Genomic DNA, 21,842 nt, shown 5'->3' on the forward strand with positions numbered 1-21,842 from the left:
AGGCAGGAGCGTTTTAGGCGCTGGAGGTCGATACATTCTGACGGTGAGAGGCTCTTCCCCTCGCCCGCCGCCGCCGGGGTTTCGGCTCACAAGCAGCACACACAAAAACGCCCCCGGATTTGCATCCGGGGGCGTCGAGTTTCGGCTAGGCGCCGGGATTAGAGACGGATCGAAACGCCCGCGACGATCTGGCGACCCAGCAGGTCGTAGCCCATGATCGTGTTGCCACGCAGCAGGCCAATACGCGCGCGGCTGTCGGGGACCAGCGGCGGATCACGATCGAAGATGTTGTTCGCGGCGACCCGGAACGTCATCTGCTTGTTGATGTCGAAGCTGACCGCGAGGTCGAACCAGTCATAGGCCTTGATGCCCGGATATTGATCGCGGCGATCGCTTTCGGGCAGCGCCGGGATACCGGTCTCAGCAGGGGCATAGACCGTCATCGGCATGCCGCTGCGGTGACGCCAGTTCAGCGACACGCTGGCGACACGGTCGGCCGTGGTCCAGGTGGTGCGGAGCTGGTGTGCCCAGGTGGGCATGCTTTCGCCACAGCCATTGCCGAAATAGCCGGTGCAGTCGCGCGGATCGACGGTGGGAGCGCCCTGGCTGCCGACGCGCGTCATCAGGGTGCCGTTGAAGCCCATGTCGAGCGTACCGGCGCCGCCGAGGCTGACGTTGTACTGACCCTGGAAATCCCAGCCATGCGACTGCGACTTGTAGCCGTTGACCGAGCCGCGCGAGACCCAGCCGCTCGACGGGCTGGACGCCGGCGAGCTCGACAGCGTGCCGTTGGGGGCGCGCACGATGCCGCGGCAGAAATAGTCGTTGCCGGTGGCAAGGCACTCGTTGACCCAATCCGAGGGATTGAGGAACGTCAGCTGGTCCTCAAGATCGATCAGCCAGCGATCCACCGAGACGGTAAGCCCAGGGATGAAGCGCGGACGCAGCACCACGCCGACGGTGGTGGTGTATGCCGATTCTGGCGTCAGGCCGAAGCCGCCCTCGCGGACAGTGCAGCGATCGTCCGGGCAGATCAGCGAGGCGCTGCCGTACAGATTGTCGGGCAGACCAGTGTTGCGGCACTGCTCGATCGTGGCGCTGGGGGCCAGGCGCGGGCCGCCCGGATTGGCCGGGTTGACGCGCGGTGCGCAGGGATCGGCGTAGAAGCCCTGGTTCCAGAAGATGTTGGCCGCGCCGGCCGCCGCGCCGACGCCCGGCGCCGCCTGCGACTTGTTGTACGATCCGCGGAAGATGATGTCCGAGACCGGCGACCACACGCCTTCGACCTTCCAGGTGTCGAACTTGCCTTCCAGGCGGTTGTACTTCGACACGCGGTAGCCCGCGTTCAGCTGGAGCAGCTTGGTCCAGGACTGGTTCTCGACCAGCGGCGCCTGGATTTCGACGTTCGCTTCCAGGATGCTCTGGGTGAAGCGCTGATTCTGGCCGCCATTGTTCTGGATGTAGATCTCGTTGACGATCGTGCGCTCCATCTCCTCGCGATATTCGGAGCCCAGTGCGATCGCCACGCCTTGCTCGGCGAGGGGCGAGGTGATTCCGTACTTGCCGAGATCGCCGCTGACGGTGCCGACGAACTGCAGCAGGCGCGGAATGCGCGTGCTGATGCCGCCAGTGGCGCCGCCATAAAGATACTCGTTTAGCGCGCGGTCCTGGTTGAACGGCGCGAACGCGTTGAACGGTACGCAGCTGGGGTCGGTACCGTTGACCACCGAGCGGCAGGTCGGACGGCCGCCGACGTTCACCACGTCGAGCGAGCGGTTGATCTTGTCGAACTGCGCGAAGGGCACGTCGATCGTGTCGAGCTTGGCGCGCGAGATCATGCCCGCAACGTCATAGGACCAGACGTCGTCGAAACCGCGGCCGCGCAGACCTGCGACGATGCGATAGCCCTCGTTGGTGAACTTCTGCTGCACCAGCGGCAGGCCATCGAAGCGATAGCGCACGTCGATCGGCGCGAACTGCCCGGCGACCCCGGCATTGGCGCCGCACAGCGTGGCGCCCTGCGACGGCGACAGGAACGGATTGTCGCAGTTCACCCGGAACGGATCGGTGCCATAGGCGCCGAAGTTGAAGGTGCGGTTGAGCTGCGTGTTGTACGACTTGTCCTGATAATACAGGCCGGTGGCGTAGAACTCGACATCGTCAGCCAGATCGGCGGTCAGGAAGCCGCCGGCATTGATGCGCTCGAACGGACGCTGGAACGCCCAATCGTCATACGGGTTCGCCGAGGCGGCGGCAGGGCCGCTGTTGATCGGAATGAAGGTGCCGTTACCGTTGGGGTTGTTGACCAGGATCTGGCCTGCCGACGGCCCCGCCTGCGGGATGATGGTGCCGGCCGGCGTGAAGCTGGCGCGCGAGCACGACAGCACCGAGGTATTGGTCGGCTGAACCACTTCGCACTGCGAGAAGGAACGGTCGCGCAGGCGCACGATATCCGACTGGCGGTAGTTCACGAAGCCGCTGATGTTGACGCGGTCGTCGAACAGGTTCTTGCCCGCCGCGAGGCTGACATCGGTGCGGCCGCCGTCATTGGCCATGCCGGTTGCCGAGTTGAAGCCGGCGCGGCGAACGGCGTCGGTCACGTCGCCGGCGCGGTTGTCGTGGTTGAAGAAGCTGTAGTTGCCGTCGATCCGGATGCCTTCGAAGTTCTTCTTCAGCACGAAATTGACGACGCCCGAGACTGCGTCCGAACCGTACACGGAGGAAGCGCCGCCGGTCAGCACGTCGATGCGGTCCACCAGCGCGGTGGGGATGATGCCGACGTCGACGGTGTTGGCCAGACCGACGCGCAGGCCGTCGATCAGGGTCAGGGTGCGCTCATAGCCCAGGCTGCGCAGCTTGATGCGCTGGCGGCCTTCGGAGTCACTGAAATTCTGTTCGGAATTGACCTGCACCTGCGGCAGGCGGTTGAGCACTTCCTCGATCGTCGTCGCGCCCTGGGCAGCGATTTCGGCGGAGGTGGTGGTGACGATCGGCGCGGCGGAACGGTTGTTCGGGCGCTGGATGCGGGTGCCGGTGACGACGACGTCTTCGGTGCTCTCCGCGCGAACATCGGCGCGATCGGTCTGGCTGGCCAGTTCGGCCGCAGCTACCGGGTCACCCGCGGCGACGGGCGCTTCCTGCGCGGCGGCGGGCACTGCGACCAGCGCAGCCACGCAACACGTCGTGGCCAGTAATTCCTTCAGCAACATCATTACGTCCCCTTATCTCGCTCCCAGAGCGCCGGGGATCAAATCGGTTGGCCGCTTCTTATGCGATCAAACCGCTACACACGCGTTTGGCTACCTGTCCAATTCCGCGCACACCGTTCCCCAACGCCGGTAATATTGATGCTGTCATAAAGAGGTCACCAAAACAATACCTCTTCGTCGCATTGGTACGCGAATGTTTCTGATTGTGGCTGATGGGCACCGCCATCATGTCGCATTGCCCGGAGCGCGCACAGAAAAGCCCGGCAAGGACGTCCTTGCCGGGCTTTCCCAATTCACTGGCTTGACGACAGCCCCGCCATGCGCTTGTCCGTACGCGCGTGCGGACGTGGCGGAATGGTAGACGCCGGGGACTTAAAATCCCCTGCCCTTCGGGGCGTGCGGGTTCGAGTCCCGCCGTCCGTACCAGCCGAGCCGAAGCTTAGTTGCTGTCGGGCTCGTCGTCGTTCTCGGTCGCGACCACAACGACGCCAGCCACAACGGCGGCAACGCCCAGGACGGCGATGATCGGAGCGCCGGCAACGAGGCCTTCCGACTCTTCCGACGAGGTCGAGCTGCGAAGCGACAGCTTCGAAGCGTTGCCAGCTGCAACGGCAGGCGCCGCAGCAAGCGTGAGGGCTGCAACAGCTGCAGCAGTCTTAGAAATCATACGCATGGAGTAACTCCCTTGGGGCTTAAGCCAAGCGCACAACCCATCCCCCGGTAAACAGTTCCGGCAAATATTGGTGCGCCGCAGTAATTATCGGCCTAACACCTGGGGTCGTCAACCTAGGTCTGGGGTTGGCACGGGCATCGGAGCACCATAGACGACAAAGCGTTCACCGCCCGGAGCGTAGATCATCCGCATTGTGCCTGCCTTGATGCTGCTGCTGACGCTGCCAAGCTGCGGCCAGGCGCCGCGGCGGCAGGGGAATGTGCCGGTGGTCGCGAGCACGATTGGCGGCGCGGCGGCGCTGCGCGACCCCAGCAGTGGCAGGCTCGACTTTGCGCAGCGCGTGCTGGTGGATGCGACGGCGCAGGGGCTGGTGCGCTTCGATGCCGCAGGCGGGATCGAGCCGGGGTTGGCCGAGCGCTGGATCGTGATCGACGACGGGCGCAGCTACATCTTTCGCCTGCGCGAGGCCTATTGGTCCGATGGCAGCCCCGTGAGTGCCGACGAAGTAGTCCGGTCGCTCCGCCGCGCGGCGGCGGCGGGGAGCCGCAATGCGCTCACGCCTTATCTTGCTGTGATTGACCAAATCGTTGAGATGACGCCGCAAATCATAGAAGTGCGGCTGAAACGGCCGCGCCCCGATCTGTTGAAACTGTTTGCGCAGCCAGAGCTGGCAGTGCTTCGCGCAAGCTCGCTGAGCGGCAGCGGCCCATTTCGGGCGGAGGCAACGCGCGCCGGGGTGATGCTGCGCGCCATCCCGGGCCCCGGCGACGATGATGCCAATGCCACGCCGGAAAACAGCCTGCGCCTGTTTGGCGAGCGCGCGGCAGTGGCGATCGCACGCTTTCGCGCCGGCCAGTCCGACCTGATCCTGGGCGGGAGCTTCCGCGATTGGCCGATTACTGCGGGCGTTGGTATCAACCCGGCCAATCTCCACATCGATCCCGCGCGAGGGCTGTTCGGGCTGGCAGTGGTGCGCCGTGAAGGGTTCCTGGCCGACGCAGGCAATCGCGCCGCGATCTCCATGGCAGTGGACCGCGCTCGGCTTACCAGCGCAGTGATGCCCGATTGGGCCCCCACTGAAACCCTGCTGCCAGCGCAGCTCGACTCGGCGGTGCCGCCGGCATTGCCGACCTGGAGCATCATGTCGCTCGACGCGCGACGCGAGGCGGCGCGGGCGCGTGTCCGGTTGTGGCAGCAGATGCATGCAGGACCTGTGACGATCCGCATCGCCCTTCCCTCCGGTCCTGGCGCCACATTGGTCTGGGGACACCTGGCCGAAGCGATGCTGCGGATCGGGCTGTCACCGGTGCGCGTCGCCGCCGATGCGCAGGCCGAGTTGCGGCTGATCGACGAAGTGGCGCCCTATGACAGCGGACGCTGGTATGTGAACACGGCTTGCGCGGCTTGCTCCCCTGAGGCGGAATCGCTGATCGCGGCAGGGCGCGAGGCACCCGATCTTGCGCAGCGGGCGCAGCGTATCGCCGAAGCCGATGCCGAGCTTACCCGCGACGCGGCGTTTATCCCGCTCGCCCAGCCGCTGCGCTGGTCGGCGGTGGCGCTGCGGCTCGACGCCTGGCAGAGGAACACGCGCGCATGGCACCCGTTGAATCATCTGCGCAACGACAAGGAGTAGCATGGTGCCAAAGACGACGCGGATGGATCCCAGCGGCATGGGCCGCGTGCCGATCGGCAAGGATCCCGCCGCCGTGCGTGCGCGTGTCGAGGCGATGGAAAAGGTGCTCGAGCGCGGCTTCACCATTCCCGGTACCAAGCAGACCTTTGGCCTGGACGTGATGCTGGACCTGATCCCCGGCATCGGCACCACCGTCGCGGCGGGGATGGGCCTCTACATGGCGTGGGAGGCGCGCAATCTCGGCATGTCCAAGACCGCGATCGCGCGAATGGCCGGCAACGTCGGCGTGGACTGGGCGCTGGGGCTGATCCCCTGGGTAGGCGCCATTCCGGACTTCTTCTTCCGTTCCAACACGCGCAACCTGAAGATCATCCGGCGGCACCTGGACAAGCATCACCCCTCGACGGTGACGATCACCCCGCGCTGAAATCGAGCCCGATATCGGCGGCTGGCGCGGACTGGGTGAGCCGGCCGACGCTGACATAGGTGACGCCACTCTCCGCGATGGCGCGGATCGTGTCGAGGCGCACGCCGCCCGAGGCTTCGGTCGGCACGCGGCCGGCGACCTGCTCCACCGCCTGGCGCAGTGTGGCAGGGTCCATGTTGTCGAGCAGCAAGTGCGTAGCCCCGGCGTCGAGCGCGGGGGCGATCTGGTCCAGCCGATCGACTTCGACGATGATGGTAGCGATGCCGGCGGCGGCGGCACGGCGGGCCGCCTCCCCCACCGATCCTGCGACTGCGACATGATTGTCCTTGATCATCGCCGCGTCCCACAGGCCCATGCGGTGGTTCTTCGCGCCGCCCATGCGCGTGGCGTATTTCTCCAGTACGCGAAGGCCCGGGAGGGTCTTGCGGGTGTCGAGCAAGGTGGCGCCGGTGCCCGTGATTGCATCGACATAGAGGCCGGTCAGCGTGGCGATGCCCGAGAGATGCTGCACCGTGTTGAGTGCCGATCGCTCGGCGGTCAGCATGGCGCGGGCGCGACCGTGGAGGCGCAGCAGTTCGGTACCCGCAGGCACCTGGTCGCCATCTTCCACCAGCCGCTCCAGCCGTACTTCGGGATCGAGCGCACGGAAGAACGCTTCGGCGATCGGCAGCCCGGCCACCGTGATCGCGTCGCGGCTGTCCATCACGCCGGTGAACACCGCATCCTCCGGGATAATTGCGGCGGAGGTGATATCGCCGACATCCCCCAGATCCTCGTCCAGGGTGGAGCGCAGGAAGGCGTCGAGATTGAAGCGGTCGAGCTGGAAGGTCATGGTGCCCTCCTAATCGGCGGCCGGGCGCTTGTCAGCCCGGCTGGCCCTCCTGCTTTCCGTCCATAACGTCGAGCACGGCCTCTGGCGCCACATCGCGTTCGATCTCGCGCACTTCGTCGTCATGCGCTTGCGCGATGTCGAGTTTCTCGGCGATGGCGCGGACCATGCCGGCAAGCTTGGTCACCTCATGCTCGGTCAGCAGGTTGATCTGGAGGTCCAGATCGGCCCGGCGGTCGGCGGCGGTCATCATCCGGTTCTGGCTGATGAGCACGAAGGTGGAGAGGAAGATCGCCTCCACCGATGCTTCCATCGCCAGCACCACGAAACTGGGGTCCCATTGCGGCACGCCCGGTATCCAGCCGAGATTGGCCGTAATCCAGAAGCCGAAGACAACGAGGTGCAGGTAGACGAACGCCATCGATCCGGTGAAGCCGGTGATCCTGTCGGCAATCCGTTCCTGCAGGCCGGCCTGCGCCGCCTCGGCATGGCGGCGCTCGGTCAACACTTCGATGTTGCGCAGAAGCGCGCTGTTAAGCGTGCCGGAGCGAAGCCGCGCGGGGCCGTTTGGATGATCTTCCTGCTGCAACCGCTTGTTCCTCAAAGGGTAAGCGGCGGCAACGCACGAGCAGCCCGCGCGTTCAGATCCTTAATCGCCCGTGACGCGCACCGGCCCGAGGTCGCCATATCCGACGCTGGAGCTGGCGAGTTCGAGCATGCGGTCGAGGCTCTTCTTGGCCTTCAGACGCATGTCTTCCTCAATCTCGATGCGCGGGTTCAAGTCGCGCAGCGCGAGGTACAGCTTTTCCATGTCGTTCAGCGCCATGAAGGGGCAGATGTTGCAGTTGCAGTTGCCGTCCGCGCCCGGCGCGCCGATGAAGTTCTTGCCCGGGAGCGCCTTTTCCATCTGGTGGATGATGTGCGGCTCGGTCGCGACGATCAGCGTGTCGCCGGGGAAGCTCTGCGCGAACTCCAGGATGCCGCGGGTCGACCCGACATAATCGGCATGGTCGAGGATGTGCGGCGGGCATTCGGGGTGCGCGGCTATCGGCGCGCCGGGGTGCTGCGCCTTGAGCTTGAGCAGTTCGGTCTCGCTGAACGCCTCGTGCACGATGCAGACGCCCGGCCACAGCAGCATCTCCCGCTCGGTGACGCGCGTGAGGTAGCCGCCAAGGTTGCGGTCGGGGCCGAAGATGATCTTCTGCTCGGGCGGGATCTGCGCGAGGATGCGCTCGGCCGAGGAGCTGGTGACGATGATGTCGCTGAGCGCCTTCACCTCCACCGAACAGTTGATGTAGGTGAGCGCAATGTGATCGGGGTGCTGCGCGCGGAAGGCGGCGAACTGCTCGGGCGGGCAGCTGTCTTCCAGGCTGCACCCCGCGTTCATGTCGGGCAGCACGACGATCTTGTCGGGCGACAGGATCTTGGCGGTTTCGGCCATGAAGCGGACGCCGCAGAACGCGATGACGTCCGCGTCGGTTTCAGCGGCCTTGCGGCTGAGGTCCAGGCTGTCGCCGACGAAATCTGCCAGGTCCTGAAGCTCGGGCTTCTGGTAATAATGCGCCAGGATGACGGCGTTGCGCTCCTTGCGCAGCCGCTCGATCTCCGCGCGCAGGTCCAGCCCTGCCATCCCCTGCCCCAGCCGTGCGTCCATGTGCTTGTTCAACCCCGTGGTGTTCGGGGGCGACATGGCCCTGCGCGCGGCAGGGATCAAGCCCGCGCGGTTACCAGCGGTTGCCGACAACCTCTGCGGGGCTGCGCGAGCTGTCCCAGCGCTCGCGGCGGGTGTCGGTGCGTTCGTCGGGGAAAAGGACCTGCACGCTGGCGTCGATGCCGGCGGCTTCCAGGGGCATGGTGAAGCTTCGCTCCACCGCGCGGCGGGTGGCGTCTTTGGCGAGCTTCATCGGCGTGGCCTCGCGTGCCTGGCGGACCAGTTCGGCTTGCCCGGCCTTGCGGTTGGCAGCATCGAGGCGATCCTCGACATCGGTGAAGCGCATCAGGAGGCCGCCGGCGTCATATTCGCGCATGGCGTTGAGGTCGATCTCAGGGCCGACGATCTCGACCGGGGGCAGCGTCACCGTGAGCCGCTTGGCGTTGGCGTCCCATTGCACGTTCTTCTGCTCGAGCTTGGCCATGTCGATCTCGTAGCGGACCATGCCGGGCATGATCAGCGTCTTCTGCGCGCTCATGCCCAACCGGCTCTGCTTGGAGGTTACCACCGCGACATAGCGCGCCGCGAACGTAGACAGGCGGTTCTGCTCGCGCAGGCCCTGGAGGCTGGCTTGGGCGACGGTGACCGGATCGGGGCCGGTGAATTGTTGTTTGACGCTCTGACCCAGGAACCAGAAGCCGGCGCCGACCGCGAGCAACAGGGTGATCAGCAGCGCGGCGAACTTCGCGCAGCCCCAGTTTCTTACGCGGCGATCTTCCACTGGCCGGCCTCCTCTTCCACGCTTCCGCGGCTTTGCAGGTCGAGGAGATGGGCGAGCACCGAGCGGGCGGCGGCGCCGGTCAGGCGGGGATCGAGCCCGACATACATGCGTGCGACCATCGCATCGACGCGGTGTACGTCCTGGCGCAGCAGGCGCAGGATCTGGCCTTCGCGCTGCTTGCGGTGGCCGAGCAGGCCGCGGACGAAACGCTGCGGGTTTTCGACCGCGTCCCCGTGGCCGGGGAAATAAATGCGGTCATTGCGGGCCATGAGCTTTTCCAGGCTGGCCATGTAGGCGCCCATGTCGCCGTCCGGCGGCGCCACTACCGTGGTCGACCAGCCCATGACATGATCGCCGCTGAACAGCGCCTGCGCCTCTGGCAGCGCAAAGGCCAGATGGTTGGAGGTGTGGCCGGGTGTGGCGATGGCTTCCAGGGTCCAGCCGGTGCCGGTCACGCTTTCACCGTCGCGCAGGATCCGCTCGGGGGCATAGGCAGTGTCGAAGGCGGCGTCGGCGCGAGGGCCGGCATCGTCCATGGTGAGCGGGGCGCAACCGATCACGGGTGCGCCGGTCGCCGTCTTGAGCGAGGCGGCGGCGGGGCTGTGGTCGCGATGGGTGTGGGTGCACAGGATCGCGACGACTGGGCGCCCGGCAATCGCGTCGAGCAGCGCCTGGACATGGGCGGGATCGTCGGGGCCGGGGTCGATCACCGCCAGATCGGTGGTGCCGACCAGGTAACTCTGGGTGCCGGTGTGGGTATAGGGCGACGAGTTCGGTGCCAGGATCCGCGTGACGAGCGGATCGACCGCCATCGCGACCCCGGTTGCTGCCTCGTTCATCGCCGCGATGTGGCGGGCGGGCGGCGCGAACGCAAGAGCGGCCGACTTCGCAGGCAAAAAGGGCCGACCGCGAAGGAGTAAGCGGCCGGCCCCCAATGAAGGGCGATGCGCGGCGAACGCAGGCAAGCCGCGCACCGCCCCTCCCCCAACTCAATCCTTGCTGGCGAACTCCTTGGTAATTTCTGCCATGGCTTCGTCGAGTTCCCTAAGCGCGTTGGCGCGCTCCGTCTCACCGATGTTGCGGTCGCGCTGGATGGCGCGGCGGGCGGTCTCGATGCCCATGCGCGCACCCTCCAGGCCCATGCGCTTGCTGTGCATCGCCATGCGGGTCGCGTTTTCGGTGATCGCTGCGATCCGGTCAGTGCAGATGATCGTCATCCTGCGGCCATTCTCCTGGCGCTGGACGAGTGTGTCGCGGTCGCCCCCGGTGCCGCACTTGCCTTCGCGGATCTCGGGAATGTCGACGCGGATCGGAGGAATGGGGGGCACCATCGCCACGTGCTCGGTGCCGTCAGCCTGCGTCACGACGACCTTCTGGATACGCTTGCCGTCCTTGGTGCTGCTATAGTGGTAGACTTGGCGGTTTGACTTGCCGGGGCCCGCTTCAGGTGCAGCGGGCGGGGTCGGCGCTTCGGGTGCTTCCGGAGCTTCCGGAGCCTCAGGCGCGGCAGGTGCCGCGGGGGGAACCGGTGGTACGGGCGCGTCCTGATCCAGTGTGATGCCGGTCACCGAGGTCACTTTCTCCGTGATCCGTGTCGCGGCAGCCGTGCCCGACGCCGTGAGGCCGAGCGCGCTAAGGCCGATTACGCCCATCGCCGCGACACCGCTCGCAATGCGGCGTGAAGAATATTCGTGCGTCTTCGCAAGCATTCTGAGCCTCCCTTTGACTTCGTTGATGGTGTGCAGGTGACACGCCGCAGAGACGGCGCCGCCATGGGCGGATTTGACGATGGCGCGGCCATAGGCGTGGCGCAGCGCCTGGGCGCGGCCGGCGAGCACCAGGGCGTCGCAGGCCATTTCCTGATCGGCGCGAAAGGCGCGGAACGCCCGCCAGGCGACCGGATTGAACCAGTGCAGCGCGAGCACGATCAGCGCGACCCAGTTGGCGAGCAGGTCGCCGCGGGCATGGTGGCCAAGCTCGTGGGCGAGCGCCAGATCGCGCTCCTGCTCGTCATAGCGCTCGGCAAAGTCGCGCGGGAAAGCGACATATTTGCGGAACACGCCAAAGGCGAGCGGCCCGTGCGCCGCGTCGGTTTCGACCACGCGCACCTTGCCTTGCGCCACGGTGCGATCGACCCGCGCGCGGGCGAGCAAGTGGCGGCAATAGCGGCTGTGCGCGACGAGATGATAGACGAGGAACGCGAGAGCGCCGAGGGCCCACAGGCCGAGCAGCAGGAGCAGCGGGTTCGGCCCGCCGGCGACCACGCTCGGCGGCACGAATGCCAGCGACGCAGAATGGCTGCCGACCTCCAGCGTCGCCGTTGTGATGTCAGGGACGAGTTCGGGAGGCAGTGTCTCCGGGTTGATCAGGCCTACCGTCACGCCCTGCGCCGCTTCGGCCTGGCGCATGAGCGGCGCGAACAGGCGGGTCAGCTGCCAATCGCCCGGCAGCGGGGGCAACGCCAGCCGGGCGACTGGCAGCACCCACAAGGCATAGGCCATGTGAGGTCCGAAATGCCGTCGCACCGGGCCGCGCAGGCCCAGCACCAGCAGCATCAGCAGGGTCGTGGCGACAAAGGTTTCAAGAGCCCAGGCGATCATGACTTCAGCTCCTTCAAAAGGGCTTCGATCTCGGCAATGTCTTGGTCGGTGATCTGGTCGCGCTCGGCCAGATGCGCGACGAGCGGGGTCAGCTTGCCCCCGAACAGCCGGTCCATCAAGCGGCGCGATTCGCCCGCGACATAATCGCCGCGCACCACCAGCGGGCGATAGCGGTAGCGGCGGCCATCCTCTTCATGCGCGATGATGTTCTTCGCGAGCAGGCGACCGAGCAGCGTCTTGACCGTGTTCGCGCTCCAGCCGCGTGCGTCGGGAACGCGCTCGGCGACTTCCTGGGCGGTGAGCGGGGCTTCCTCCCACAACACCTCCATCACGGCATGTTCGGCTTCGCTGATACGCTCGGTCATGGCACCCTCTTTGATTACACGTGTAATCAACCACGATTACAGACGTAGTCAAGCAGGATTTTTGCAGCCGGCGCGGCGATATGTCGGTGCAGTTTACAAGCGAGCATTCGGGTAAGAACCCGTTAACTACTAACCCCCTAGAAAAAGCGTAGGTTGTGCGAGTTGGCACGGCGCGTGCAGAGAAGAAGGCACCCGAGCGTTCAACGCTTCAATAGGGTGGGTCGACCAGCTCTCCGGTTTCGCGTCGGCCCACCCGCCCCGGGTTTCCACATTGGTGATGCGCGACTCGGCGGGTGTGCAGGGTTGCATGGCGCTGCATTCAATCAGCAGAAGAAGAAGCGGGATCCCGGCTCAAGGCCGGGATGACGAAGGGGGAGTCTTGGCGCTCGCAGTCCCCGGCGTGGCGGGGCAGCTGCCATGTTCTAGCGGCAGAGCGAAGCATGAAGTGACCCCGGCGCGGCGCCGGGGTGCACGGAAAGAGGAAGCGGTGATTCAGGCCTGTGCGGCCAGACCCTTTTCGCTCAGCAGCTGCTGGAGCTCACCGCTCTCGTACATCTCCATCATGATGTCCGATCCGCCGACAAATTCGCCCTTCACATAGAGCTGCGGGATGGTCGGCCAGTCCGAGAACGCCTTGATGCCCTGGCGGATACCCTGGTCCTGGAGCACGTCGACGCTTTCGAACTCGACGTTCAGATGGTTGAGGATCGCCACCGCCCGGCTGGAGAAGCCGCATTGCGGGAAGAGCGGGCTGCCCTTCATGAACAGCAGCACGTCGTTCTGGCTCACCAGGCTTGCAAGCCGGCCCTGTACGTCATCAGTCACTTGTTTCACTCCTCGACAGGCGCTTCGGTGGTCAGCTGGAGCGCGTGCAACACGCCGCCCATGCGCCCGCCCAGCGCCGCATAAACCGCCTGGTGCTGGCGCACGCGCGGCATCCCTTTGAACATGGGGGCGACAACCCGCGCTGCATAGTGGTCGCCATCGCCGGCAAGATCGGTGATCTCGACCTGCGCGTCGGGGATGCCCGCGACGATCAGCGCTTCGATTTCAGTCGCGGCCATGCCCATTTATTGGGCTTCCATCAGCTGGCGGCGCGCCTCGACGGTCTGCTCCTCCAGCGCCCGGCGAACCTCCGCCTCGTCGGTCTCGATTCCAGCCGCCAGCAGGTCGCCCATCAGCTTGCGGATCACGTCCTCGTCGCCGGCTTCCTCGAAATCGGCCTGCACCACCGCCTTGGCATAGGCATCGGTCTCTGCCGGGGTCAGCTTCATCTTGGCGGCGGCCCACTGGCCGACCAGCCGGTTGCGGCGGGCGATGACGCGGAAAGCCATTTCCTCGTCGCGCGCGAACTTCGCTTCGAACGCCTGTTCGCGGTTGTCGAACGTGGTCATTGCCTTGTAGCCCCTAAACGGTTGTTTCGTTCGAGATAGGAGCGGGGCGAGACCAAGGCAACCGGCGTTGCACTCAGGCCAGGCGCACCACCAGCTTGCCGATCGCCTGGCGCGCCGCCATCCGGGCTATTGCCTGGCCGGCGTCGGCCAGTGCGAACACCTCCGTCACCTTGGGGGCGATCCGCCCTTCCTCCCACAGCCGGAACAGGTGCTCGACATGGGCGGCGTTTGCCCGGGCATCGCGTGCGGCAAAGGCGCCCCAGAACACGCCGCAGACGTCGCAGCTCTTCAAGAGCGTCAGGTTGAGCGGCAGCTTGGGAATTCCTGCGGGGAACCCGACCACCAGATAGCGCCCTTCCCAGCCGACGGCTCGCAGCGCCGGCTCGGCATAGTCGCCGCCGACGGGGTCGAAGATCACCTGCGCACCGGCGGGGCCGACCGCCGCCTTGAAGCTTTCGCTGAGTGCTTTCGACGCCTCCTTGTCGAAGGGAGCCCGAGGGTAAACCAAGGTCGTGTCGGCACCGGCCGCGCGCGCGGCTTGGGCCTTTTCGTCCGAGGATACCGCCGCCACCACGGTGGCGCCGAACGCCTTGCCCAACTCGATCGCGGCAAGCCCGACCCCGCCTGCGGCGCCGAGCACCAGCAGCGTCTGCCCCTCGCCCAAATGCCCGCGGTCGAGCAGTGCGTGAATGGTGGTGGCGTAGGTCAGCAGCAGCGCAGCGCCCTCCTCGAAGCTGCGGCCTTCGGGAAGACGGAACAGCCGCGCGGCGTCGATCGCGATCTTCTCGACCAGGCCACCATGACCGGTGACGGCGATGACGCGGTCGCCCACTGCCCAGTCCGTAACGCCCTCGCCGAGCGCAACGATCTCCCCGGCGATCTCGCCGCCGGGTGCAAAGGGGCGTGCCGGCTTGAACTGGTACTTGTCCTCGATGATCAGGACGTCGGGATAGTTGATGGCGCAGGCATGGACGGCAACGATCACCTGCCCTTTTCCAGGCATCGGATCTGGCAGCTCGTCCAGCGTTAGAGTTTCAGGTCCGCCCGGTGCCTTCGACAACAACGCCTTCATCGCCCGCTCCTACGCTGGTCCAGGGCCGCGCTTGCGCGACACCGGACTCATATTTCGAAATCGCGGTATCCTGTGCCAGCGTCAGGCCGATCTCGTCCAGCCCTTCCAGCAGGCATTGGCGGCGGAACGGATCGAGCGTGAAGGTGAAGCGGTCCTGATAGGGCGTGGTGACGGTCATCGTCTCCAGATCGACGGTGATCGGATCAGTTTTTGCGACCTCGACCAGCCGGTCCACCGCGTCCTGCGGCAGCACCACCGGCACGATGCCGTTCTTGAAGGCGTTGCCCGAGAAGATGTCGGAAAAGCTGGGCGCGATCACGGCCTTGATACCCAGGTCGGCCAGCGCCCAGGCGGCATGCTCGCGGCTGGACCCGCAGCCGAAATTGTCGCCGGCGACGAGCACCGGCGCGCCGGCATAGCGCGGATCGTCGAACACATTGCCCGGCTGCGCGCGCACCGTTTCGAATGCGCCCCTGCCCAGCCCCTCGCGCGTCGTGGTCTTGAGCCAATGCGCGGGGATGATGATGTCGGTGTCGATATTCTTAGCGCCCCATGGATAGGCGCGCCCCTCGACCTGGCGAACGGGTTCCATGGTCAGGCTCCTGCAAGCGCCGTGGCGCGAAGCCCGACGGAAATCAGCGAATGGCGGACGTGTCCGAGGGTGCGGGTGCCCGCTTGCTCTGCGCCGAGGCATAGGCCGCGGCGCAGCCGCTCAGCACGGTGCCGATGATGAGTGCGTACAGCGCCCGCTTCATGATTAAACCCCCTCACGCGTCCGCCGCCATCAAGTCCCTGACGTCGGTCAAGCGCCCGGTCACCGCCGCCGCCGCGGCCATGGCCGGCGAGACGAGGTGCGTCCGCGCGCCCGGACCCTGCCGCCCTACGAAATTGCGGTTCGAAGTGGAAGCGCAACGTTCGCCGGCCGGCACCTTGTCCGGGTTCATCGCCAGGCACATCGAGCAGCCCGGCTCGCGCCATTCGAAGCCGGCCTCGGTGAAGATGCGGTCGAGCCCCTCGGCCTCGGCCTGGCGCTTCACCAGCCCCGAGCCCGGCACGATCAGCGCCTGGCGGATGCGGTCGGCAACGTGATGTCCCTTCACCACAGCCGCAGCGGCGCGCAGGTCTTCGATGCGGCTGTTGGTGCACGATCCGATGAAGACATGCTCGATGCCGACATCCTGCATGCGCATGCCGGGCGTCAGACCCATATAGTCGAGCGACTTCTGGGCTGCGACGCGCTTGGAAGGATCGGCGAAGCTCTCCGGGTCCGGGACCGCGCCGGTGATCGGCACCACGTCCTCGGGACTGGTGCCCCAGGTCAGCGACGGCGCGATGTCGCTCGCCTGAAGCTGCACGGTGGCATCGTAGCGGGCACCCGGATCGCTTGGCAGCGAGCGCCAATAGGCGAGGGCCTTGTCCCATGCCGCACCCTTGGGCGCCATCGGCCGGCCCTTGAGGTACGCGAAGGTCGTGTCGTCGGGCGCGATCAGGCCTGAGCGGGCGCCGCCCTCGATCGACATGTTGGACACGGTCAGCCGACCCTCGAGCGACATGCTGCGAATCACCTCGCCGGTGAATTCGATCACATAGCCGGTGCCGCCGGCTGCGCCGATCTTGCCGATGATCGCAAGCACCACGTCCTTGGGACTGACGCCGAAGCCCAGCGTGCCGTCGACGCGAACTTCCATCGTCTTTGATTGGGCGAGCAGCAGCGTCTGGGTGGCCATGACATGCTCGACCTCGGACGTGCCTATGCCGAACGCCAGCGCGCCCAGCGCGCCATGCGCCGAGGTATGGCTGTCGCCGCAGACCAGCGTCGTGCCTGGCAAGGTGAAGCCCTGCTCGGGCCCCACGACATGGACGATCCCCTGCCGGGCATCGAGCGCGTCGATATACGGGACGTCGAACTCGGCGACGTTGGCACGCAGTGCGGAAAGCTGGCCCGCGCTCGCCGGATCGGAGATCGGCAGCGGCTGGCCCGACGCATCGACCCGCGCGGTGGTCGGCAGGTTGTGGTCAGGCACCGCAAGGGTAAGGTCGGGGCGGCGCAGCCGGCGCCCGGCGGCACGGAGCCCGGAAAAAGCCTGCGGGCTGGTCACTTCATGGACCAGGTGGCGGTCGATATAGATCAGGCAGGTGCCGTAATCCCGGCGCTCGACCACATGGTTGGCCCAGATCTTCTCGTACAAGGTGCGCGGTGCATTAGACATGCGCGCGCTTTAATAGAAAAGATCGTTAGGGCAAGCCGCTACGCAACTTTCTGCCGATAAAGCTATTTTCCGGCAGTGAGGCCCGAGCCGCCAATCGGCACGGTTTCCGCGATCCGCTCCATGCCCGCGATCAACGGTCGACCTTTGCTGATCGCTTCGCGCACGGAAGGCAGCGCGAGCGATGCCTGATGCGCGTCCTTCGACGTCCACACTTCGGTGATCCAGATGACCTCAGCATCGGCAGGATCGTTGGCGACCACATAGCTCAGGCAGCCTGGCATGCCCGCCACGCCGTCGACAAGGATGGCGGCGAGCGCATCGCGCTTGCCAGGTTGTGCGGTCATCTTCCCGATCAGGCCGTACATCGCGGGTCCCTTGTCCATTGCTGCTGCCGGCCCAACAGCGGCAAACGCCGCCGTTCCGGCCAGGAAAGCGCGTCGCTCTATGCCCATGGCTTCACTCTACCGGAAACTGGCTGGGCAGGAAGGCCACTTTCCAGAGCCTGCAAAGGCACGATCAGGCGACGTAGTGCGCGGTAGTCTTGGCGGCCACTTCGTCCGGCGTGATGCCGGGCGCCAGTTCGATCAGGCGGAACGGGCTGTCGTGGTCGGTGCGCTGGAAGACGGCCAGGTCGGTGATGATCATGTCGACCACATTCTTCCCCGTCAGCGGCAGCGTGCAGGCCGGAATGAACTTGGGGTCGCCGTTCTTGGAGGTATGCTCCATCACCACGATGATCTTCTTGACGCCCGCCACCAGATCCATGGCGCCGCCCATGCCCTTGATCATCTTGCCCGGGATCATCCAGTTGGCGATGTCGCCGCTTTCGCTGACTTCCATCGCGCCGAGCACGGTCAGGTCGATATGCCCGCCGCGGATCATCGCGAAACTCTGCTCCGACCCGAAATAGGCCGATTGCGGCAGCTCGCTGATCGTCTGCTTGCCGGCGTTGATCAGGTCAGGATCCTCCTCGCCCTCATACGGGAAAGGGCCGATGCCGAGCATGCCGTTTTCCGACTGCAGCGTCACCTCCACGCCTGGCGGAATGTGGTTGGCGACCAGCGTCGGAATGCCGATGCCGAGATTGACGTAGAAGCCGTCCTGCAGCTCGCGCGCGGCGCGCGCCGCCATTTCGTCCCGCGTCCAGGGCATCACTTCTTCTCCTGTGGGTCGGTCCAGCGCACGGCGGGCGGGAACACGTCGTCCATGCCGCCCTTCAGGCCCGTGCCATAAACTGGGTTCGGCAGCATGAACCAGCCGGCGCCCCAGAGCGGCGCGATCAGGCTGGCGCCCGCACTGCTGCGGCGGGCCTGCACGCCCAGTTCAGGCGCGTTGAACAAGTCGCTGAAGTCGCCCAACTGGTCGCCCGCCATGGCGACGATGCAGTAGCGTTGTGAGATTTGCGCGCGCCGCGCGTCCTTCCCGCTCGGCTCGCCCTGCCCGCGCAGCCACAGCGTCTCGCCCAGCACCGCCGGCCCCAGGCCGGCATGGTTGATTGCCGCGGCCGTCTGCGCCGCGGTTGCGGTGGAGCGGTTCGAATTGAAGATCACGGTGAAGCCTTCGCGCCGCGCGGCGGCCAAAGCCTCGGCAGCACCAGGCACCGCAAGCACCTGCGTCACGCCGGTTTCTTCCCAGCGCGCCCAGCGCCCGGCGTCGAAGTCGTTGCCGCGCTGCGCAGCGTCCGCCTCGTAACCCAGATTCTGAAGCACTGTCTCGTCGACATCGAGCACCACCGCTTGGGGCCGCTTGCCGCAGGTCTCGAACTTGGGATTGTCCAGCGTGGAGCCGGGCGAGAGCATCACCGACCTGGCCTGCGTCTTGTCCCGAAGATAGCTGATCTCGACCCGCAGATAATTCCACAGCGCCTGATAGGCCTGGTAGCTGAGCGCCGCCGCCTCGCCCGAGCCGTAGAGGAACTGCATTTCCGGCGGGACCTTGCCTGACGCGGCAGGTGCCGCGACGCTGCCGTCGGGCGCTGGCAATTGGTTAAGGCTGGTGACCGTCACGCGCTGCCCATCGGGCGTCGTGACGATCTGGCCGGGCTGTGACGCCTGCGCCTTGCGATCACCCTTGGCGCGGCGCTCGCGCTTATTCGATCCGTCCTGCTGCGCCTTGTAAAGCCCACCAGCCGCCGCGACGGGCACTGCCGCCGCGATGCAGCCCGACAACACGAACCCGGCGCTGGCCAGCAGCGCTGAAAGTCGAACTACGTTCATGCCGCCTCACGCGGCCGCACGGTGCGGAACTCGATCTTCTTGTCGTAGGGCGCGCCGACGATCATCCGCTTCACATAGATGCCCGGCAAGTGAATCGCGTCGGGATCGAGGCTGCCGACCGGCACCACTTCCTCCACCTCGGCAACGCAGATCTTGCCGGCGGTCGCCATGGGCTGATTGAAGTTGCGCGCGGTCTTGCGGAACAGGAGGTTGCCGCTTTCGTCGGCCTTCCACCCCTTGATGATCGACAGGTCGGCGCGGATGCCGCGTTCAAGGATATAGTCTTCGCCGTCGAAGGTCTTCACTTCCTTGCCCTCGGCCACCAGGGTGCCGACGCCGGTTTTGGTGTAAAAGCCGGGGATCCCTGCCCCGCCTGCGCGGCAACGCTCGGCCAGCGTACCCTGGGGGCAGAATTCCACCTCCAGCTCACCGCTCAGATATTGCCGCTCGAACTCCTTGTTCTCGCCGACATAGGACGAGATCATCTTCTTGACCTGGCGCGAGCGCAGCAGCTTCCCCAGGCCTTCATTGTCGATGCCGGCATTGTTGGAGGCGATGGTGAGGTCCTTCACCCCGCTTGCCTGGATCGCGTCGATCAGCCGCTCGGGAATGCCCGACAGGCCGAACCCGCCCGCGCAGATCGTCATGCCGTCGAACAGCACCCCTTCCAGCGCGGCGGCTGCGTCCGGGTAAAGCTTCTTCATCGCCATCGTCTCCTGAACTCAGGCGGCGATAAGCCCCCGCCCAAGCCAGCGTCAAGCGACGGCACGCCCCCTTCCGTTTCGCAGGGGGTGCGGGTTAGGAAGGGGCATGACTGAGCTTCGCACCGGCGGCCGCATCCTTCTCGACAATCTGGTGGCGCAGGGGTGCGACCGCATCTTCCATGTGCCCGGCGAGAGCTTCCTGGCGGTGCTCGACGCGCTGCACGACATGCCGCAGGTCGACCTGGTGACTTGCCGTCAGGAAGGCGGAGCCGCGTTCATGGCCTGCGCCGACGGTGCGATAACCGGGCGGCCGGGCATCTGCTTCGTCACCCGGGGGCCGGGCGCGACCAATGCCAGCATCGGCGTTCATGTCGCGATGCAGGATTCGCAGCCGATGATCCTGTTCGTCGGCGATGTCGACCGGGGCATGCGCGATCGCGAGGGCTTTCAGGAAGTCGACCTGCCGGCGATGTTCGCGCCGCTGGCGAAGTGGGCAACACGGATCGAGGATGCCGCGCGCATTCCGGAATATGTCGCGCGGGCATGGAGCGTCGCAACCAGTGGCCGTCCCGGGCCGGTGGTGATCGCGCTGCCCGAGGACATGCTGTGCGACAGGGTGGCAGCAGTCGATCGGCCGAGGATCGAACGCTTGACCGGCGAGCTTGGCAAGGCTGCCTATGACGCGGTGTTCGAATGCTTGCGTAGCGCCGAGCGGCCGGTAGCGATCGTTGGTGGCGCTGGTTGGAGCCGCTCGACCGCGGGCGCCTTCAATGCCTTCGCACGGAACTGGGGTATTCCGGTGGCGGGCGCCTTTCGCCGGCAGGACGCGCTTCCCAATCACTCGCCGGTCTGGGCGGGCAATCTCGGCTATGGACCAAACCCGAAGCTGGTGGAGCGGATCAAATCAGCGGATCTGTTGCTGGTTGTCGGCGCGCGGCTGGGGGAAGCGACCACCGATGGCTATAGCCTGATCACGCCGGATCATCCGGGGCAGACGCTGATCCATGTCCATCCCGACGCCAACGAGCTGAACCGGGTCTACCGCGCGGACATACCGGTGTGCGCCGGAGTCTATGAATTCGCCGACATGCTCGCCTGCGCCGATCATCCCGAGCAGCCGCGGCCCGACGCTGCCGAAGCGCACGCGGAATGGCTCGAATGGTCCACCCCCAAGCCGCGCAACGGCGTGATGCTGGACCTGGGCATGTGCGTCGGGGCGATGCGCGAGCTGATGCCGGGCGACACGCTCATCTGCAATGGCGCGGGCAATTTCTCGGGCTGGTGGCATCGCTACTGGCATTACGGGGTGCAGCCGTCTCAGCTTGCGCCCACCGCCGGCGCGATGGGCTATGGCGTGCCTGCCGCAGTCGCCGCGGCGCTGCGCGCGCCGGATCGCCAGGTGGTCGCGGTGGCGGGCGATGGCGATTTCCTGATGAACGGGCAGGAACTTGCCACGGCCGTGCAGCACGGCGCGAATCTGATCGTGATCGTTGTGGATAACGGCGCCTATGGCACGATCCGCATGCACCAGGAGCGCGAGTTTCCCGCGCGCCTGTCGGGCACGACGCTGCACAATCCGGACTTCGCCGCACTGGCGCGGGCCTTTGGCTGCTGGGCGGGAACAGTCGAGCGAACCGAGGATTTCGCGCCTGCGCTCGGCCGCGCCTTGAACAAAAGCGGCGTCCGACTGCTCCACCTCAAGACCGATGTGGAAGTGATCACTGCGGCGACCACGATCACTGCCATTAGGAATCGCTGAACCCTCGGTCGCTACAGTGCGCGCGGAAGGAGATCCGCATGTCGTGGCGTAGCGTACATATCGGCAAGGAAAATGATCAGTTCGCGCTGAAGGGCGTGAAGGTGTGGCAGCAGGAATGGCGTTGGATCAACGGCCAGACCGTGCGCCTGCCCAACCCGCTCGATTCGTCGCAGACCGAGTCGTTCTCAGTATGCGAAGTCGGTTCGACGCGCAGCCCGGTGCGCTTTGCCGCCGCGCGGCTGCCGAGCCGGCTTTGGGCGTTCTACGTAAACGACTGAAACGAGAAGGGGCGGCCCGTTTCCGAACCGCCCCTTCCCCT

The 21,842-nt window shown here is 66.1% G+C and carries 23 protein-coding genes and 1 tRNA gene; 5 read left to right on the top strand and 19 right to left on the bottom strand.

Annotated features, from left to right (window positions below; genetic code table 11):
• Window positions 1–158: 158 nt before the first annotated feature.
• Window positions 159–3,212, bottom strand: a complete 3,054-nt coding sequence (locus LQ953_RS01010) for a TonB-dependent receptor domain-containing protein (protein ID WP_231028588.1) — start codon at window positions 3,210–3,212, stop codon at window positions 159–161.
• A 337-nt stretch (window positions 3,213–3,549) separates the two neighbouring features.
• Here LQ953_RS01010 and LQ953_RS01015 point away from each other — a divergent pair.
• Window positions 3,550–3,635, top strand: a tRNA-Leu gene (locus LQ953_RS01015).
• A 13-nt stretch (window positions 3,636–3,648) separates the two neighbouring features.
• On the opposite strand, the gene LQ953_RS01020 is transcribed toward LQ953_RS01015, so the two are convergent.
• Window positions 3,649–3,882: a hypothetical protein gene (locus LQ953_RS01020; RefSeq protein WP_231028589.1), complete on the bottom strand. Its 234-nt coding sequence runs from the start codon at window positions 3,880–3,882 to the stop codon at window positions 3,649–3,651.
• A 193-nt stretch (window positions 3,883–4,075) separates the two neighbouring features.
• On the opposite strand from LQ953_RS01020, the gene LQ953_RS01025 reads away from it, so the two are divergent.
• Together LQ953_RS01025 and LQ953_RS01030 are read left to right on the top strand one after the other, a co-directional pair.
• Window positions 4,076–5,515 (top strand): ABC transporter substrate-binding protein, encoded by a 1,440-nt coding sequence (locus tag LQ953_RS01025; RefSeq protein ID WP_231028590.1) that lies wholly within the window; start codon window positions 4,076–4,078, stop codon window positions 5,513–5,515.
• Window position 5,516: 1 nt separating this feature from the next.
• Entirely contained in the window at window positions 5,517–5,942 is a 426-nt protein-coding gene (locus LQ953_RS01030; RefSeq protein WP_231028591.1) for a DUF4112 domain-containing protein, read from the top strand.
• Here LQ953_RS01030 and nadC read toward each other — a convergent pair.
• The 17 genes from nadC to LQ953_RS01115 all read right to left on the bottom strand — a co-directional run bounded on the left by nadC (window position 5,929) and on the right by LQ953_RS01115 (window position 19,764).
• On the bottom strand, window positions 5,929–6,774 hold the full coding sequence (gene nadC, locus LQ953_RS01035) for a carboxylating nicotinate-nucleotide diphosphorylase (protein ID WP_231028592.1): 846 nt from the start codon (window positions 6,772–6,774) through the stop codon (window positions 5,929–5,931). The genes LQ953_RS01030 and nadC overlap by 14 nt on opposite strands.
• Before the next feature lie 31 nt (window positions 6,775–6,805).
• Entirely contained in the window at window positions 6,806–7,360 is a 555-nt protein-coding gene (locus LQ953_RS01040; protein ID WP_231028593.1) for a DUF1003 domain-containing protein, read from the bottom strand.
• Between the two features lie 60 nt (window positions 7,361–7,420).
• On the bottom strand, window positions 7,421–8,425 hold the full coding sequence (gene nadA, locus LQ953_RS01045; protein WP_231029221.1) for a quinolinate synthase NadA: 1,005 nt from the start codon (window positions 8,423–8,425) through the stop codon (window positions 7,421–7,423).
• Between the two features lie 70 nt (window positions 8,426–8,495).
• Window positions 8,496–9,203, bottom strand: coding sequence for a DUF4230 domain-containing protein (locus tag LQ953_RS01050; RefSeq protein WP_231028594.1), 708 nt, complete (start codon window positions 9,201–9,203; stop codon window positions 8,496–8,498).
• The gene (locus tag LQ953_RS01055) at window positions 9,185–10,042 is read right to left on the bottom strand and encodes an MBL fold metallo-hydrolase (RefSeq protein WP_231028595.1); all 858 of its coding nucleotides are present in this window, start codon (window positions 10,040–10,042) and stop codon (window positions 9,185–9,187) included. The genes LQ953_RS01050 and LQ953_RS01055 overlap by 19 nt, the downstream gene beginning before the upstream one ends.
• Before the next feature lie 150 nt (window positions 10,043–10,192).
• Window positions 10,193–11,803, bottom strand: coding sequence for a M56 family metallopeptidase (locus LQ953_RS01060; protein ID WP_231028596.1), 1,611 nt, complete (start codon window positions 11,801–11,803; stop codon window positions 10,193–10,195).
• A complete protein-coding gene (locus LQ953_RS01065; RefSeq protein WP_231028597.1) occupies window positions 11,800–12,168 on the bottom strand; it encodes a BlaI/MecI/CopY family transcriptional regulator in 369 nt (122 codons plus the stop codon). The genes LQ953_RS01060 and LQ953_RS01065 overlap by 4 nt, the downstream gene beginning before the upstream one ends.
• 492 nt (window positions 12,169–12,660) lie before the next feature.
• Window positions 12,661–12,993 (bottom strand): Grx4 family monothiol glutaredoxin, encoded by a 333-nt coding sequence (grxD, locus tag LQ953_RS01070; RefSeq protein WP_231028598.1) that lies wholly within the window; start codon window positions 12,991–12,993, stop codon window positions 12,661–12,663.
• A 5-nt stretch (window positions 12,994–12,998) separates the two neighbouring features.
• Window positions 12,999–13,238, bottom strand: a complete 240-nt coding sequence (locus LQ953_RS01075) for a BolA/IbaG family iron-sulfur metabolism protein (RefSeq protein WP_231028599.1) — start codon at window positions 13,236–13,238, stop codon at window positions 12,999–13,001.
• Complete coding sequence (locus LQ953_RS01080; RefSeq protein WP_231028600.1) at window positions 13,239–13,562, bottom strand: DUF1476 domain-containing protein; 324 nt, start codon at window positions 13,560–13,562, stop codon at window positions 13,239–13,241.
• A 73-nt stretch (window positions 13,563–13,635) separates the two neighbouring features.
• Complete coding sequence (locus tag LQ953_RS01085) at window positions 13,636–14,634, bottom strand: NADPH:quinone oxidoreductase family protein (protein WP_231028601.1); 999 nt, start codon at window positions 14,632–14,634, stop codon at window positions 13,636–13,638.
• Window positions 14,597–15,226: a 3-isopropylmalate dehydratase small subunit gene (gene leuD / locus LQ953_RS01090; RefSeq protein ID WP_231028602.1), complete on the bottom strand. Its 630-nt coding sequence runs from the start codon at window positions 15,224–15,226 to the stop codon at window positions 14,597–14,599. Before leuD ends, LQ953_RS01085 begins: the two co-directional genes overlap by 38 nt.
• Before the next feature lie 175 nt (window positions 15,227–15,401).
• Window positions 15,402–16,844, bottom strand: coding sequence for a 3-isopropylmalate dehydratase large subunit (gene leuC / locus LQ953_RS01095; protein ID WP_231028603.1), 1,443 nt, complete (start codon window positions 16,842–16,844; stop codon window positions 15,402–15,404).
• 62 nt (window positions 16,845–16,906) lie between these two features.
• Window positions 16,907–17,209: a putative quinol monooxygenase gene (locus LQ953_RS01100; protein WP_231028604.1), complete on the bottom strand. Its 303-nt coding sequence runs from the start codon at window positions 17,207–17,209 to the stop codon at window positions 16,907–16,909.
• A gap of 151 nt (window positions 17,210–17,360) precedes the next feature.
• Window positions 17,361–17,996, bottom strand: coding sequence for a CoA transferase subunit B (locus LQ953_RS01105; RefSeq protein ID WP_231028605.1), 636 nt, complete (start codon window positions 17,994–17,996; stop codon window positions 17,361–17,363).
• Window positions 17,996–19,060, bottom strand: a complete 1,065-nt coding sequence (locus tag LQ953_RS01110) for an HAD family acid phosphatase (protein ID WP_231028606.1) — start codon at window positions 19,058–19,060, stop codon at window positions 17,996–17,998. The genes LQ953_RS01105 and LQ953_RS01110 overlap by 1 nt, the downstream gene beginning before the upstream one ends.
• The gene (locus LQ953_RS01115; protein WP_231028607.1) at window positions 19,057–19,764 is read right to left on the bottom strand and encodes a CoA transferase subunit A; all 708 of its coding nucleotides are present in this window, start codon (window positions 19,762–19,764) and stop codon (window positions 19,057–19,059) included. The genes LQ953_RS01110 and LQ953_RS01115 overlap by 4 nt, the downstream gene beginning before the upstream one ends.
• 106 nt (window positions 19,765–19,870) lie before the next feature.
• Between LQ953_RS01115 and LQ953_RS01120 the strand changes: the two genes are divergently transcribed.
• On the top strand, window positions 19,871–21,523 hold the full coding sequence (locus tag LQ953_RS01120) for a thiamine pyrophosphate-binding protein (protein ID WP_231028608.1): 1,653 nt from the start codon (window positions 19,871–19,873) through the stop codon (window positions 21,521–21,523).
• Between the two features lie 38 nt (window positions 21,524–21,561).
• Window positions 21,562–21,801 carry a hypothetical protein gene (locus LQ953_RS01125; RefSeq protein ID WP_231028609.1) on the top strand — a complete coding sequence of 80 codons (240 nt, stop codon included), beginning with the start codon at window positions 21,562–21,564 and terminating at the stop codon, window positions 21,799–21,801.
• Window positions 21,802–21,842: the final 41 nt, after the last annotated feature.

It is taken from the genome of Sphingomonas sp. IC-56 (assembly GCF_021043375.1).
In the GTDB taxonomy this organism is placed as follows: domain Bacteria; phylum Pseudomonadota; class Alphaproteobacteria; order Sphingomonadales; family Sphingomonadaceae; genus Sphingomonas.